This window comes from Mesorhizobium loti R88b, from assembly GCF_013170845.1.
In the GTDB taxonomy this organism is placed as follows: domain Bacteria; phylum Pseudomonadota; class Alphaproteobacteria; order Rhizobiales; family Rhizobiaceae; genus Mesorhizobium; species Mesorhizobium loti_B.
Genome location: NZ_CP033367.1, coordinates 7,142,423 through 7,156,714, shown reverse-complemented (window position 1 = coordinate 7,156,714; position 14,292 = coordinate 7,142,423). Strand labels below are relative to the sequence as shown.

Annotated in this window: 14 protein-coding genes; 10 read left to right on the top strand and 4 right to left on the bottom strand. The window is 62.1% G+C overall.

What is annotated here, in order from left to right; genetic code table 11:
* Nucleotides 1-60 precede the first annotated feature (60 nt).
* From EB235_RS34345 to EB235_RS34335, 3 genes are all read left to right on the top strand, one after another.
* Nucleotides 61-792, top strand: coding sequence for a helix-turn-helix transcriptional regulator (locus EB235_RS34345; protein ID WP_027033046.1), 732 nt, complete (start codon nucleotides 61-63; stop codon nucleotides 790-792).
* A gap of 98 nt (nucleotides 793-890) precedes the next feature.
* Nucleotides 891-1,529: an acyl-homoserine-lactone synthase gene (locus tag EB235_RS34340; protein WP_027033047.1), complete on the top strand. Its 639-nt coding sequence runs from the start codon at nucleotides 891-893 to the stop codon at nucleotides 1,527-1,529.
* Nucleotides 1,526-2,287: an enoyl-CoA hydratase-related protein gene (locus EB235_RS34335; RefSeq protein ID WP_027033048.1), complete on the top strand. Its 762-nt coding sequence runs from the start codon at nucleotides 1,526-1,528 to the stop codon at nucleotides 2,285-2,287. Before EB235_RS34340 ends, EB235_RS34335 begins: the two co-directional genes overlap by 4 nt.
* Nucleotides 2,288-2,434: 147 nt before the next feature.
* On the opposite strand, the gene ppk2 is transcribed toward EB235_RS34335, so the two are convergent.
* On the bottom strand, nucleotides 2,435-3,343 hold the full coding sequence (gene ppk2 / locus EB235_RS34330) for a polyphosphate kinase 2 (RefSeq protein ID WP_027033049.1): 909 nt from the start codon (nucleotides 3,341-3,343) through the stop codon (nucleotides 2,435-2,437).
* 113 nt (nucleotides 3,344-3,456) lie between these two features.
* On the opposite strand from ppk2, the gene EB235_RS34325 reads away from it, so the two are divergent.
* From EB235_RS34325 to EB235_RS34315, 3 genes are all read left to right on the top strand, one after another.
* Nucleotides 3,457-4,722, top strand: coding sequence for an ATP-binding protein (locus EB235_RS34325; RefSeq protein WP_027033050.1), 1,266 nt, complete (start codon nucleotides 3,457-3,459; stop codon nucleotides 4,720-4,722).
* 113 nt (nucleotides 4,723-4,835) lie between these two features.
* Nucleotides 4,836-5,561, top strand: coding sequence for a phosphate signaling complex protein PhoU (gene phoU, locus EB235_RS34320; protein WP_027033051.1), 726 nt, complete (start codon nucleotides 4,836-4,838; stop codon nucleotides 5,559-5,561).
* Nucleotides 5,562-5,657: 96 nt separating this feature from the next.
* A complete protein-coding gene (locus tag EB235_RS34315) occupies nucleotides 5,658-6,665 on the top strand; it encodes a magnesium and cobalt transport protein CorA (RefSeq protein WP_027033052.1) in 1,008 nt (335 codons plus the stop codon).
* A 204-nt stretch (nucleotides 6,666-6,869) separates the two neighbouring features.
* Here EB235_RS34315 and EB235_RS34310 read toward each other — a convergent pair whose 3' ends face one another.
* On the bottom strand, nucleotides 6,870-7,391 hold the full coding sequence (locus tag EB235_RS34310) for a GcrA family cell cycle regulator (RefSeq protein ID WP_027033053.1): 522 nt from the start codon (nucleotides 7,389-7,391) through the stop codon (nucleotides 6,870-6,872).
* Between the two features lie 357 nt (nucleotides 7,392-7,748).
* Here EB235_RS34310 and EB235_RS34305 point away from each other — a divergent pair, with 357 nt between their 5' ends.
* The 3 genes from EB235_RS34305 (at nucleotide 7,749) to EB235_RS34295 (ending at nucleotide 11,052) form a co-directional block, all read left to right on the top strand.
* Nucleotides 7,749-8,948: an aspartate aminotransferase family protein gene (locus EB235_RS34305; RefSeq protein ID WP_027033054.1), complete on the top strand. Its 1,200-nt coding sequence runs from the start codon at nucleotides 7,749-7,751 to the stop codon at nucleotides 8,946-8,948.
* A gap of 16 nt (nucleotides 8,949-8,964) precedes the next feature.
* Nucleotides 8,965-9,876, top strand: a complete 912-nt coding sequence (gene argF, locus EB235_RS34300) for an ornithine carbamoyltransferase (RefSeq protein WP_027033055.1) — start codon at nucleotides 8,965-8,967, stop codon at nucleotides 9,874-9,876.
* Nucleotides 9,877-10,020: 144 nt separating this feature from the next.
* Nucleotides 10,021-11,052, top strand: a complete 1,032-nt coding sequence (locus EB235_RS34295) for an Hsp33 family molecular chaperone (protein WP_027033056.1) — start codon at nucleotides 10,021-10,023, stop codon at nucleotides 11,050-11,052.
* A 182-nt stretch (nucleotides 11,053-11,234) separates the two neighbouring features.
* Here EB235_RS34295 and apaG read toward each other — a convergent pair whose 3' ends face one another.
* Entirely contained in the window at nucleotides 11,235-11,627 is a 393-nt protein-coding gene (gene apaG / locus EB235_RS34290; RefSeq protein WP_027033057.1) for a Co2+/Mg2+ efflux protein ApaG, read from the bottom strand.
* A 277-nt stretch (nucleotides 11,628-11,904) separates the two neighbouring features.
* Here apaG and EB235_RS34285 point away from each other — a divergent pair, with 277 nt between their 5' ends.
* Nucleotides 11,905-13,056, top strand: coding sequence for a ceramide glucosyltransferase (locus EB235_RS34285; RefSeq protein WP_027033058.1), 1,152 nt, complete (start codon nucleotides 11,905-11,907; stop codon nucleotides 13,054-13,056).
* A gap of 16 nt (nucleotides 13,057-13,072) precedes the next feature.
* Here EB235_RS34285 and EB235_RS34280 read toward each other — a convergent pair whose 3' ends face one another.
* Complete coding sequence (locus EB235_RS34280; RefSeq protein ID WP_027033059.1) at nucleotides 13,073-14,263, bottom strand: O-succinylhomoserine sulfhydrylase; 1,191 nt, start codon at nucleotides 14,261-14,263, stop codon at nucleotides 13,073-13,075.
* Between the last annotated feature and the right edge of the window lie 29 nt (nucleotides 14,264-14,292).

Here is a 14,292-nt window from a genome sequence, read left to right as displayed (position 1 = left end):
TGCGGATAACGCATGGACCATCGATCTCAATGGATGAGGCAACATGGGGTTGATGTTGCGATGGGTCAATTCGATCGTACGCTGGAATACATAGACCAACTGCAGCACGCCGGAACGGCGGCGGTGGTCTGCGAAAAGCTGTTGGGCATAACGTCGGATTTCGGTCTGACCGCGCTGATGGCCGGAACCGTTCCGCAGCCGGGCACGCCTGCCGGGCAGCAAAAGCAGCATGTGCTGCTTTGCGACTGGCCGGTCGAATGGCTGGAGCGCTACGTGGCGCGCAACTATGTCGATCACGATCCGGTGGTCAGCCACATGAAGCAGCTGCAGGCGCCGTTCCAGTGGCGCGAGGCCGCTCAAGGGTTTCGCATCGACAAGAGCAGCGGCGAAGTGATGGGCGACGCCGGCGCTTTCAAGCTGCGCGATGGCCTTGCCTTTCCGCTGATCACGCTCGATGGCCAGATCGTCATGGTGTCGCTCGGTGGCGAGGCCGTGCAACTGTCGGCGGCCGAGTTCGGCCTGGTGTCGCTGGTCTCAACCTATGCCGTTGGCCGCGCCATGCAACTCCACACCATGGCGACGAAGACCATCGACCATATCGAATTGACGCCGCGCGAACGCGAATGCCTGAAATGGGCCGCCGTCGGCAAGTCCGAATGGGAGATTTCGCAAATCCTCGGCATCTCCGAGCACACCTCGGAGAAACATCTTCTTAACGCCAAAAGCAAACTCGGTGCCGTCAACCGGGTCCAGGCCGTCGCGGAAGCGATACGACGCGGCTACATTAGTTAGGTCGGCCGTGCCGGCCTAGAACTTCTCGCCTACGTGATCACGCAATTTTCTCATCAAAGCACGGCCGTATCTTCCTCTTAAACCCAGGAGACGACGGAATGCTTTTTTGTCTTACAACCCAAGAACTGATGGAACGTCCCGACCTTTGGGAGGCCGTCCATCGACTGCGCTACCAGATATTTGTCGAGGAGATGGGATGGGAGGACTTGCGGCGCCCGGACGGTTTCGAGGTCGATCAGTTCGACCATGACGAGGCAGTGCATCAGATCGTCATCAGAGGCAACGAGGTCGCGGGCTATCAACGGATGCTGCCGACCACCCGGCCCCATTTGCTGACCGAGGTCTTGACCGAACTGGCCGAAGGAACGCCGCCTTCCGGTCCCAACATTTGGGAGTTGACCCGTTACGCGGTGGCTGCCGGTTATCGTGATGGCCGTCGCGGCGTCTCGACCGTCGGCACCGAATTGATCGCTGGCTTCGTCGAGTGGGGGCTGAAGCGCGGCGTCGACAAGGTGATCATCGAGTTCGAGCCGATGTGGGTGTTGCGTGCCTTGCAACTGCATTTCCTGGCGACGCCGCTGGGCTATCAGCGCACCTACGGCAAGCAACAGGTCGTGGCGACGCTGCTCTCCTTCAACGAGCACACGCTGGACGTGGTGCGTGAGCGTCGCAATCATCATGCCTCCGTTCTGGCCAGGGGATACCCCGACATGTTCGGGCAAAGGCGGGCGTCATGAGATCGGAGATCACCATGCATCACCCGCAACCTGAGCTGCGCAACCACACGCTGATCGTTACCGTATCGTCGGCCGACGGCCGGCCGGTGCTCGACAGAAGGGCCTATGAAAGCCTTGCCAGGACGTTCCATGAAGCCGCCGACAATGACGAGGTGCGTGTCGTCGTGTTGCGTGGCCTGGCAGGCTGCTTTTGTCTTGGCGGTGACTTTTCCGAGTTCCTCGACCCCAGCAAGCACCAGAAGCTGATTGCCGCCGTCACCGACATGTTCCGCACGCTGGCGACGTTCCCCAAGCCGATCCTGGCCTGTGTCGACGGCGATGCCGTCGGCGTCGGCTGCACCATCCTGTTCCACTGCGACATGGTGATCGCTTCCAATGAAAGCACGTTCCGGGTGCCGTTCGTCGATTTCGGCCTTGTGCCGGACGCGGCGACCAGCATCCTGGCGCCACAGAAGCTCGGCTATGCCGGCGCCTTCCGCTTCTTCTGCCTCGGCGACACGCTTCGCGCCGAGGACGCCAGGGCGCTCGGCCTCGTCGCCGAGATCGTGCATGACGGCGTGGAGGACGCGACGCTTGGCCGGGCAAGGCAGCTCGCCAAGAAGCCGGTAGCTGCCCTGCTGCAGACGCGCGGCCTGCTCAAGGGTAACACCGGCGCGCTGTGCGACCGCATCGACCAGGAGATATCGCTGTTCCAGCAGGCGCTGCAGGACGACACCACGCTGCGGCGCCTTCAGCGCATTGCCAGGCTGGCTGCCTGAGATCGGAAAAAATCTGCGCCGCGCAGGCCGCGCGGCGCAGTCGAGCAATTCCAGGAAAAGTGTGAAACGGTTTTCCGTCCGGAATTGCGTCAAAACAAAGAGATAGAGCGGTTCAGCGTTTCTGTGAAACGCTGAACCGCTCTATCATCAACCTTCCTTGCCGAGGAATGACGGCCCCTCGCCGATGATCTTCTTGTCTTCCTTGCCGATGATATCGAGATCGCGGCCGTCATAGGGCAGCGACAGAAGGATGCGTCGCATCACCGCCAGCCGCGAGCGCCGCTTGTCGTTGGCCCGCACGATGATCCACGGCGCGAACTCCTTGTGGGTGCGCTCGAACATGGTGTCGCGTGCCTTGGTGTAATCGTCCCATTTGGTGATGCCGGCGACATCCATCGGCGAGAACTTCCAGCTCTTCAGCGGGCTGTAGCGGCGATCGTGAAAGCGCTCGAGCTGTGTTTCCTGGCCAATGTTCAGCCAGAATTTGAAGAAGTGGATGTCGTCGTTGACGATCATCCGTTCGAAATGCGGCGTCTCATCGAGAAACTTTTCGTGCTGCTCAGGCGTGCAGAAACCCATCACCGGCTCGACACCGGCGCGGTTGTACCAGGAGCGGTCGAAGGTGACGAATTCTCCCGACGTCGGGAACTGGTCGACATAGCGCTGGTAGTACCACTGTCCCACTTCGGTCGGGGTCGGCTTGGTCAGCGCCACGTTGCGTGCCGTGCGTGGGTTGAGATACTGGCGCAGCACGAAGATCGTGCCGCCTTTGCCGGCGGCGTCGCGACCTTCGAACAGCGCCATCACCCGCTTGCCGGTCGCCTGCAGCCACGCCTGCGACTTGACCAGCTCGATCTGCAATTTCTCGAGCGTCTCGTCATACTCGTCGCTTTTCATCTTCTTGTCGTAGGGGTAGCCGCCGGCGGTCAGCTTGTTGTCCTCGACCCAGTCGGGAAGCTCGGGATTTTCGATGTCGAACTCCCGTTCCTTGCCGTCGATCTTGATCTTCAGCGGACCTGACGTCGGCGTTGCGGGAGTTTCCTTGGCTTTTTTCATCGAGACGAACCCTTTTAAGCTTGTGGACTCATGCTATTGGGAGCCTCCACGCCGGTCTAGCAGGAACTTGCCATACGGCCGGACAGCGCCCGAGAGGGCTATAGGACGCGCGGATGGCTGAGCAAAGCGCAGAGCAGACAAGTGTGGCGCAAGCCATGGCCGTCCGGCTGTGGAACAGTCGTTGGCTGCTCGTCGCCGGCGTTATCGGTATCCTGATCGCTTTTGCCTTCGCGGGGATCTCCGCCTATGTGCTGGTCCCGGCGCTGCTTCTGCTGCTCGCTGCCGCACTGTTGCCGACGACCGGCACCCGCCAATCGGCCGATGGAGCGGCTGCAATCGAAGCGATCGGCCTGCAGCGCCTGTCGGGCGAATATCTGGCTGCGGCCGTCGCCGACCCGCTCATCATCTTCGACCATGCCGCAACCATCGTCCATGCCAATGCCGCCGCCTTTGCCGCCTTTGGCGGGATCGCACCTGGCCTGTCGCTGCCGCTGAAATTCCGGGCGCCGGAGATGCAGGCCCTGCTCGACAGCGTGCTTTCGGGCACTACCGCCTCCGATGTCGTCGACTATACCGAGAAGCTGCCAGTCGAACGGGCCTACCGGGTCAGCGCATCGTCGGTCGGACACGCCACCGACCTCTATGTGCTGGTGTTCAAGGACCAGAGCGAGGCGCGGCGCATCGATCGCATGCGCGCCGACTTCATCGCCAATGCCAGCCACGAATTGCGCACGCCGCTCGCATCCATCGCCGGCTTCATCGAAACCCTGCGCGGGCCGGCCCGCAACGATCCGGCAGCGCGCGACCAGTTCCTGCAGATCATGCAGAGCCAGACCGGCCGCATGGCACGGCTGATCGACGATTTGCTGTCGCTGTCGCGGCTCGAGATGAAGCCCTATCTGAAGCCGGGCACCGAGGTCGACCTGCGCGAGACGGTCGACAGCGTCATCGATTCACTTGGACCGCTGGCCAGGGAAAACAGCGTCGCCATCGAGCGGAATTACGCCGACGGGCCGCTTGATGTACCGGGCGATCGCGACGAGCTGTTCCAGGTTTTCGAAAACCTCCTGGAAAACGCCTGCAAATACGGTCAGTCGGGCGCCCGCGTCCTGGTGTCGATCGCGCGCAGCGATGCCGATTCCGAACCCGGCATCGACGTCACGATCAGGGATTTTGGCCCCGGCATTCCCGAGGAGCACATTCCGCGCATCACCGAGCGGTTCTACCGGATCGATGTCGAGACCAGCCGGACCCAGAAAGGCACTGGCCTTGGCCTGTCGATCGTCAAGCATATACTGACGCGCCACAATGCCAGGCTGACGATCAAGTCCGAGGTCGGCAAGGGCGCCGCCTTCTCGGTTCATTTGCCGACGCACTGATATCGCCCTAGTTTTCCACGGGACCGTTTCTTTTTTCTGTCATCCGGCTAGCGTATCAGCGGGGATTCGAGGAAACGACTCAAGATCAAGAACCCGTGGGAAGGCATTCATCCATGCAGTCCGTGCACATCATGAGCGCCTATGACGAGGAGCTGAAGTATCTGTCGAAGCGCATCGCCGCGATGGGCGGCCATGCCGAGCGCATGGTCGAGCAGGCGGTCGCCGCTCTCGTCAATGCCGATCCGGGACTGGCGCAGAAGGTCATCCGCGACGACGCGGTGCTCGACGAAGGGCAGCGCGAAATCGACGACAAGGCAATCATCATCATCGCCAAGCGCCAGCCGATGGCGACGGACCTGCGCGAAATCGTCGGCGCCATCCGCATTTCCGCCGACCTCGAGCGGGTCGGCGACCTTGGCAAGAATGTTGCCAAGCGCGTGGTCGCCGTCATCGATGGACGCCAGCCGACCAGCCTGTTCCGTGGCCTGGAGGCTCTCGCCAATCTGGCGCTCACCCAACTCAAGGAAGTGCTCGACGTCTATGCGTCACGCTCGGTCGACAAGATCAGCTTCGTGCGCGACCGCGACGATCAGATCGATGCCATGTACACGTCGCTGTTTCGCGAATTGCTGACCTACATGATGGAAGATCCGCGCAACATCACGCCCTGCACGCACCTTCTGTTCTGCGCCAAGAACATTGAGCGCATCGGTGATCACGCCACCAACATCGCCGAGACCATCTACTACATCGTCACCGGTGACCAGATGCCGGCCGACCGGCCTAAGGGCGACAAGACCGACAAGATCAGCGTTTCAGCCACGCTTCCGGCGAAATGAACGTTCGTCCTCTCGAACGCCAGATGATATTGCGCTAAACTATCCCAGCGTTAAGCTTCTCAGGCCCAATGAAGGGTCTGGTTTCCGGAGGCTGCGATGGAATATGTCCGAGAGTTCAAGCCAGCCGCATCGGCTTCAGGCATCATCGCCTCCAGCGTCTATATGGCTGGGCGGCGTATCGCCGACATTCCAATCGAGGAAGCCGGCGAATGGGCCAAGAAATCGGGACACGTCGTCTGGATCGGGCTGCTTGAACCTGACCGCGAACTCCTGCTGCGTGTCCAGGCGCAATTCCACCTGCATGAGCTGGCGATCGAGGATGCCGAGCATCCGCACCAGCGGCCGAAGATCGAGCAGTATGGCGACGCGCTGTTCATCGTTGCCCGAACCGCTCAATTGATCGAAGGACGGGTGACCTTCGGCGAGACGCATCTGTTCGTCGGCTCGGGCTACATCGTCAGCGTCAGGCACGGCCCGTCGACATCCTACGCCGCCGTGCGCCAGCACTGGGAAAGCTGCCCGCATTCGCTGGCCAAAGGCGAGGATTTCGTCCTCTACGCCATTCTCGACTTCATCGTCGACAACTACATGCCCGTGCTCGAGCAGATCGAGGACGAGGTCGAGGCGATCGAGGACAAGGTCCTTTTGAAGCCGATGACCGGCCCCGACATCGAACGGCTCTACATGCTGCGCCGCGATCTCCTGCGCCTGCGCAATGCGGCGTTGCCGCTGGTGGAAGTCTGTCGCCGGCTGACCAGCGCCGACCTGCCGCAGATCCACACCGCCATGCACCCGCTGTTTCGCGATGTGACCGACCACATCCGCACCGTCCAGGAAAAGATCGACAGCCTGCGTGAGGTGCTGGCGTTCGCCTTCGAGGCGAGCCTGCTGGTTGGTCAGAGCCAGGAAACGGCGATCTCGAAGAAACTCGCCTCGTGGGCCGCTATTCTGGCCGTGCCGACAGCCTTCGCCGGCATCTACGGCATGAACTTCAGCGACATGCCGGAACTGAAGATGGAATATGGCTACCCCATGGTGCTGACCGTCATCGCGCTGATCTGCGCGTTTCTCTACTGGCGGTTCAGGAAGAATGGCTGGCTGTGAGGGTAGGCAGTAGGCAGTAGGAAGTAGGAAGTAGGAAGTAGGAAGTAGGAAGTAGGAAGTAGGAAGTAGGAAGTAGGAAGTAGGAAGTAGGAAGTAGGAAGTAGGAAGTAGGAAGTAGGAAGTAGGAAGTAGGAAGAAGCGCTTCGCAAGCGCTGCTCAGGGCATATTGCCGTAGTGCCTAATTCCCACTGCCTATTCCCTTATCTATCGATTGCGTCTCCGCTCCGCTGCCGGCTGGAACGCCACGCGGGCGTGATACTTGCAGTAGGGACCGGTTTCGGCGGCCTCGTTGCCGCAGAAGTTGAAGTCTTCCGACAGCGGGTCGCCGTTCGGCCATTTGCAGGTGCGCTCCGTCAGATCGACGAGGTGCAGATGCCTTGAAACTGGCACCACGACGTTCTCGACCGGGCGGATATAATGATGGCGTGTGACCGGTTCGGCATCGAACTGCGTTTGCAAGGCCGTCGCGCCGATCGAAGTCGTGACATGGCGTGCCGTACTTGCGGCGCGCGCCACCGATTTCTGCACGGTCGATCCCTGTGCCGTCTTCTTCTGGCGTGCCGGTGTCGCCGTTGCGCGACCACGGCCCGACAGCTTCAGGCGGTGCACCTTGCCGATGACGGCATTGCGGCTGACCCCTCCAAGCTGGGCAGCAATCTGGCTTGCGCTCAGACCCTCCGACCACAATTTCCTGAGAAGTTCGACCCGCTCGTCAGTCCAGTTCATGAGACCGCGCTCCTGCTAAGCGTGCGGCAATCGGAATCCATTCCCGACCCAGCACCACTGCTGGGGCAGACACCACATATATCTAGTGATTAGGTCCGCCGCACGAAATCTAGTTATTTCTCGCCTACAACTACTCTATGCGCTGACTCGGTGACAAGAGTCCCAAGTGCAACACGAATCGGTTTTTTCGGTTTTCCCCAACTTGCCCGGTCGCTGGTGAGCCGGCGTCTTGTTGGAGGGCTTGCCGCGCGCCACTACGTGACGTTTTCGTTGACTTCATGGCCGAAAAACACGATAAGCCGCAAAGGCCGCCGCTTTGGCGGCTTTTTTGATTTTCCGGTACCGGAGACGCATATAATGAGCGGTTCGGCGCTTTACGAGACCTTTGCTCGCGCACCCCTGGCCTTCGACCACGGGGAAGGCACCTGGCTGGTTACCGACAAGGGCGAGCGATATCTCGATTTCGCCGGCGGAATCGCGGTCAATTCGCTCGGCCACAGCCATCCGCATCTGGTCGCTGCCCTCACCGAGCAGGCGGCGAAACTCTGGCACGTCTCCAATCTCTACGAGATTCCGGGGCAGAGCCGGCTTGGCGAGCGCCTGGCCGATGCCACCTTCGCCGACAAGGTGTTCTTCACCAATTCCGGCGCCGAGGCGCTGGAATGCGCGATCAAGACGGCGCGGCGCTATCAATTCGTCAAGGGCCATCCCGAGCGCTTCCACGTCATAACCTTCGAAGGCGCATTCCATGGCCGCACGCTGGCGACCATCGCTGCCGGCGGCCAGTACAAATACCTCGAAGGCTTCGGTCCCAAGGTCGAAGGCTTCGACCAGGTCGGCTTTGATGACATCGATGCCGCCGAAAAGGCGATCACGCCGGAGACCGCAGCGATCCTCATCGAACCGGTGCAGGGCGAGGGCGGCATCCGCCCGGTGCCGACACAGTCATTGAAGCGGCTGCGCCAGCTCTGCGACCAGCATGGCCTGCTTTTGATTTTCGACGAGGTCCAGTGCGGCATCGGTCGCACCGGCAAGCTGTTCGCACATGAGTGGACGGGCGTGACGCCCGACATCATGGCGATCGCCAAGGGTATTGGCGGCGGCTTCCCGATGGGCGCCTGCCTCGCCACCGATGAAGCGGCTGTCGGCATGACGGCAGGCGTGCATGGCACCACCTTCGGCGGCAACCCGCTGGCCATGGCGGTCGGCAACGCCGTGCTCGACGTCGTTCTGGAAGACGGCTTCCTGGAAGACGTTCAGCGCAAGGCGCTGCTGATGAAGCAAGGCCTGGCGGCGGTCGCCGACGAGTTCCCCGATGTCATCGAAGACATCAGGGGCACCGGGCTGATGCTTGGCCTCAAATGTGCCATGCCCAACACCAAGGTGAACATGGCGCTGCGCGACCAGCATTTGCTGGCGGTTCCGGCCGGCGATAACGTCATCCGCCTGCTGCCGCCGCTCACCGTCACCGACGCCGAGATCCACGAGGCGCTCAATCGCATCCGCGCAGGTGCCAAAGGCTTGGCGGATGCCATCGCCGTGGCCGCCGCGAAGTAATTCCGGAATATTGCCGATGTCAGTTCGCCATTTCACCGACCTCTCCACGGTTTCCGAGGGCGACCTGCGCTTCATGCTGGACGATGCGGTGGTGCGAAAGGCGCGCCTCAAGGCCGGCGAGCGGACCAAGCCGCTCGAAGGCAAGGTGCTCGCGATGATCTTCGACAAGCCGTCGACGCGCACGCGCGTCTCCTTCGACGTCGGCATGCGCCAGCTTGGCGGCGAGACCATCATGCTGACCGGCACCGAGATGCAGCTCGGCCGCTCCGAAACCATCGCCGACACCGCCAAGGTGCTGTCGCGCTACGTCGATGCGATCATGATCCGCACCACCTCGCATGAGCGGTTGCTGGAGCTGACCGAGAACGCCACCGTTCCGGTGATCAACGGACTGACCGACGACACCCATCCCTGCCAGCTGATGGCCGACATCATGACCTTCGAGGAGCATCGCGGTCCGGTTGCCGGCAAGACCATTGCCTGGACCGGCGACGGCAACAATGTTCTGCATTCGCTGCTCGAGGCCTCGGCGCGGTTTCGCTTCAACCTCAACGTCGCCGTGCCCGAAGGCAGCGAGCCGGCGCAGAAGCATATCGACTGGTCCAAGGCGCATGGCGGCAAGCTGCACTTCACCCGCTCGCCCGAGGAAGCGGTCGATCAGGCCGACTGCATCGTCACCGATTGTTGGGTATCGATGGGCCAGGAGCATCGCGCCCGCGGCCACAATGTGTTTTCGCCCTACCAGGTCAATGCCAAGCTGATGGCGCATGCCAAGCCGGACGCGCTGTTCATGCACTGCCTGCCGGCGCATCGCGGCGAGGAAGTGACCGACGAGGTCATCGACGGCCCGCATTCGGTGGTCTTCGACGAGGCCGAGAACCGGCTCCACGCGCAGAAGGCGGTGCTGGCCTGGTGCCTTGGTGTTTGAAGTGTCTTGCTGTTTGAAGTGCTTGGGCGCTTGACGTGTCTGGGCGCTTGATCCTTGGGCGCTTGATCTGCGGCGGCGCGATGCCTATCTGCGCCGCATGACGCAAATCAAGCGCGTTTGGACGCATGTGCCCCTCCGGGCCGCATGGCCGCGCCCCGGAGCTTTGTCATGTTGGAAACCTATCAAGTGACTGAACATCACCCCAAACTCGGCGAGTTCGGCTATGCCGGCGACGATCACGTCGTACCCTTCGAGGTCGGTCCGCTCGATGTGCGCGGCCGCACGGTCCAGCTCGGACCGATGCTCGACGCCATTCTCACGCGCCACGATTATCCCGAGCCGGTTGCCCGCCTGCTCGCGGAAGCCTGTGTGCTGACGGTGCTGCTTGGCACTTCGCTCAAGTTCGAGGGCAAGTTCATCCTGCAGACCCGCACCGACGGGCCGGTCGACATGCTGGTGGCGGATTTCTCCACGCCCTCGGCATTGCGCGCCTATGCACGCTTCGATGCGGATCGGCTTGAGGCGTTGGTCGCGGCAGGCGAGACGTCCCAGCAGACATTGCTCGGCAGCGGCGTGCTGGCGCTGACCATCGACCAGGGCGCCCACACGCAGCGCTATCAGGGTATCGTCCAGCTCGACGGTGAAACGCTGGAGGACGCTGCACGCACCTATTTCCGCCAGTCGGAACAGATCCCGACGGATATCAGGCTTTCGGTCGCCAAGCTTTTGACGCCCGGCCCTGGCGGCGCGCGTGAACAGTGGCGTGCCGGTGGCATCCTGGCGCAGTTCCTGCCGCAGTCGCCCGAGCGCATGCGCGTGCCGGACCTGCCGGGTGGCGATGGCGATCCGCGCGAGGAGATCCATGACCCGGCCGACAATTCCTGGCAGGAGCTGCTGGCGCTGCTCGGCACCATCGAGCCGACCGAGCTGATCGATCCAACGATCGGCGCCGAACGGCTGCTCTATCGCCTGTTCCACGAGCATGGCGTGCGCGTCTTCGGCGGCGTGCCCGTTGCCGATCAGTGCTCATGCTCCAGGGCTAAGATCCGCGGTATCCTCGAGGGGTTCTCCGCACAGGAGATCAAGGACTCGACCGAGGATGGCGGCATCCATGTCGCCTGCGAATTCTGCTCGACGCAATACGACTTCGACCCAGCGGAGTTTGCAGCGCAGTAAAGGAGCTTCCTTCTCCCCGTCACTATACGGGGAGAAGGTGCCGGCAGGCGGATGAGGGGCAGCGCGAACTTTGGCAGGTAGCCGCGCGCAGACCTCGTCATGGACATATCTCCGGAAGGTTGACGCCGCCCCTCATTGCCCTGCCGGGCATTTCTCCCCGTATAGTGACGGGGAGAAAGGGGCTAATTCACCGTCCGCCTTGTCCCCGGCAGGTCCAGCGAAAACGCCGGGATGGCAATGTCGAATGTCTCGCCGCGCTTGTTGCGCATCGTATAGCGCCCGACCATGATCCCTGACGGCGTCGAGAGTGGGCAGCCCGATGTATACTGATAGCTGTCGCCGGGATTGAGTTCGGGCTGGTCGCCGACGACGCCCGGCCCGCGCACTTCCTCGACCCGGCCGGTGCCATCGGTGATGTGCCAATAGCGCGACAGAAGCTGCACGAATTCGTCCGACTGATTGTCGATCGTTATCTGATAGCCCCAGACATAGCGGTTCTCGGAAGGGTCCGAGCGATCCTCAAGATAGAACGGCCTGACCTGAACTTCGATCTTGCGCGTGACGGCGCGATACATAAGCGGCTCCAAAACATTCCCGAACATGATCCCGAAAAGTGGGAACCGGTTTTCGGAAAAGATCATGATCAAACAAACAGAACCTTCGGCGCTCCCGGCAAGCAGGTCAACGTGCGCGTCTTGTCGCGGCTGTCCTCGAAGGGCAGGTGCCGGCAAAGAATGTCATTTAAGTGACACACGATAATGGTGGTGTGCACGAACCGGGCGACTCGGCGCTCTTTCGACTGTTGAAAACGCCTGTCATGCGGGCCGTCTTTTCTGGAGTGACCAGATCTCGATGGAACTCACTGTCATAGCCGCCTCGCTTTCGACTGCTCTGATTGTCGTAAACGCTGCCAGCATCATGCTCGCGGCTTCACAGCTGAAACGGCGCGTCACGATCGCGCCGCCGGCGAGCAAATCGCAACTGGTATCCATCATCGTACCGTCGCGCGGCGTCGAACCGTTCACGCAGGAGACGCTGGAGCGCGCCTTCTCGCTCGACTGGCCGCGCTACGAACTCATCTTCTGCGTCGCCCATGCCGACGATCCGGTGGTCAGGCTGATCAGACAAGCCATCGCCCGTTTCCCGAAGGTCCCGGCCCGGCTGTTGATCGGTGACGACCGCGTCAGCGCCAATCCCAAGCTCAACAATTGCGTCAAGGGCTGGGAAGCCGCGCGGCACAACTGGGTCATTCTTGCCGATTCCAACGTGCTTATGCCAAGAGACTATGTCCAGCATCTGATGGCGGCGTGGCGGCCGGATACCGGCCTTGTCTGCTCGACACCGATCGGCTCACGGCCGGATGGTTTCTGGGCCGAAGTCGAATGCGCCTTCCTCAACACGCTGCAGGCGCGCTGGCAGTATGCCGGCGAGGCGCTCGGCCTGGGCTTTGCCCAGGGCAAGAGCATGCTGTGGAACAAGCCGATGCTTGATGCCAATGGCGGCATCCGTGCGCTGGCCGCCGAAATCGCCGAGGACGCCGCCGCGACCAAGCTGGTCAACAGCCTTGGCCTGCGCGTCAATCTCGTCGCCGCGCCCTTCGAACAGCCGCTCGGCCGGCGCAGGCTTGGTGAAATCTGGTCGCGCCAGGCTCGTTGGGCACGGCTGCGCCGCGTCACCTTCCCGCTGTTCTTCGCGCCTGAAATCCTGACTGGCGCAGTGGTGCCGCTGGTGCTTGCGCTGGCGGCAGCGGCTGGCGCCGGCTTCAGCCTGCCGCTGACGGCCATCGCCGTGCTCGCGGCCTTCTATCTTCCGGAATGCGCCCTGGCCTGGTCCAAGGGCTGGTACCTGTCGCCGCGCATGGTCGCGGCGATCATGGCCCGCGACCTGATCCTGCCGGCAATGTGGGCGCGGGGCTGGCTCGGCGGTGCTGTCGACTGGCGCGGCAACGCGATGACCATCGGCACCAAGGCAGCCGAGTTGGAAGAGACGCCGTCGCGCGCCTGAAAGCCAAAGGCTTCTGCTATTTCGCGGCCTTCAGCGCCTGAGCGACATCCTCCAGCAAATCATCGGTATCCTCCAGACCGACCGACAGCCTGAGCGTCCCCGGCCCGATGCCGAGCTCGGCACGCGCTTCATCGCTCAAATTCTTGTGCGTCGTCGTCGCCGGATGGGTGATCAGGCTCTTGGCATCGCCGAGGTTGTTCGAGATCAGCACGATGTCGAGCGCGTTCTGCAAGGCGAACGCCGCCTGCTTGCCGCCCTTGACGTCGAGGCAAATTAGCGTCGAGCCGCCCGACATCTGCTTCTTGACGATATCGGCCTGCGGATGGTCGGCGCGGCCGGGATAGATGACGCGGGCGATCTGCGGCTGTTCGGCCAGGAAGTCAGCGATCTTGCCGGCGCTTTCCGTCTGCTGGCGCACGCGTACCGACAGCGTCTCCAGCCCCTTCAGCAGGGTCCAGGCATTGAACGGCGACAGGCTAGGCCCGGTGTGGCGAAAATAGTCGTGCAAATTCTCATCGATCCACTTCTTGTCGGAGAGGATGACGCCGCCGAGACAGCGGCCCTGGCCATCGATGTGCTTGGTGGCGGAGTAAACGACGATATGCGCGCCGAGCTGCAAGGGCTTCTGCTGCAAAGGCGTGGCGAAGACATTGTCGACCACAAGCCGCGCGCCGATCGAATTGGCGAGCGAAGCGACGGCTGATATATCGACCACTTCCAGCGTCGGGTTGGTCGGGCTTTCCAGGAAGAACAGTTTTGTGTTCGGCTTGACCGCCTTTTCCCAGTTGGCGATGTCGGTGCCGTCGACCAGCGTTGCCTCGATGCCGTAGCGCGGCGCCAGCGTTTCGACCACCCAGCGGCAGGAACCGAACAGGGCGCGTGCTGCCACGATATGGTCGCCGGCCTTGACGCTGCACAAGAGCGCAGCGGTCACCGCCGCCATGCCCGACGCCGTGGCGCGCGCATCCTCGGCGCCCTCCAGCGCACACATGCGCTTTTCGAACATGTCGACGGTCGGATTGGCATAGCGCGAATAGATGAAGCCAGGCTCCTCGCCCTTGAAACGAGCTTCGGCGGCCTGCGCCGTTTCGTAGACATAGCCCTGCGTCAGATACATCGCTTCCGACGTCTCGCCGAATTGGGAACGCAGGGTTCCGCCATGCACGAGGGCTGTCTGAGGCTTCCAGTTACGCTTCTTGCTGCTCATCGCTTTTGTTCCAGACACAAAAAAACCGG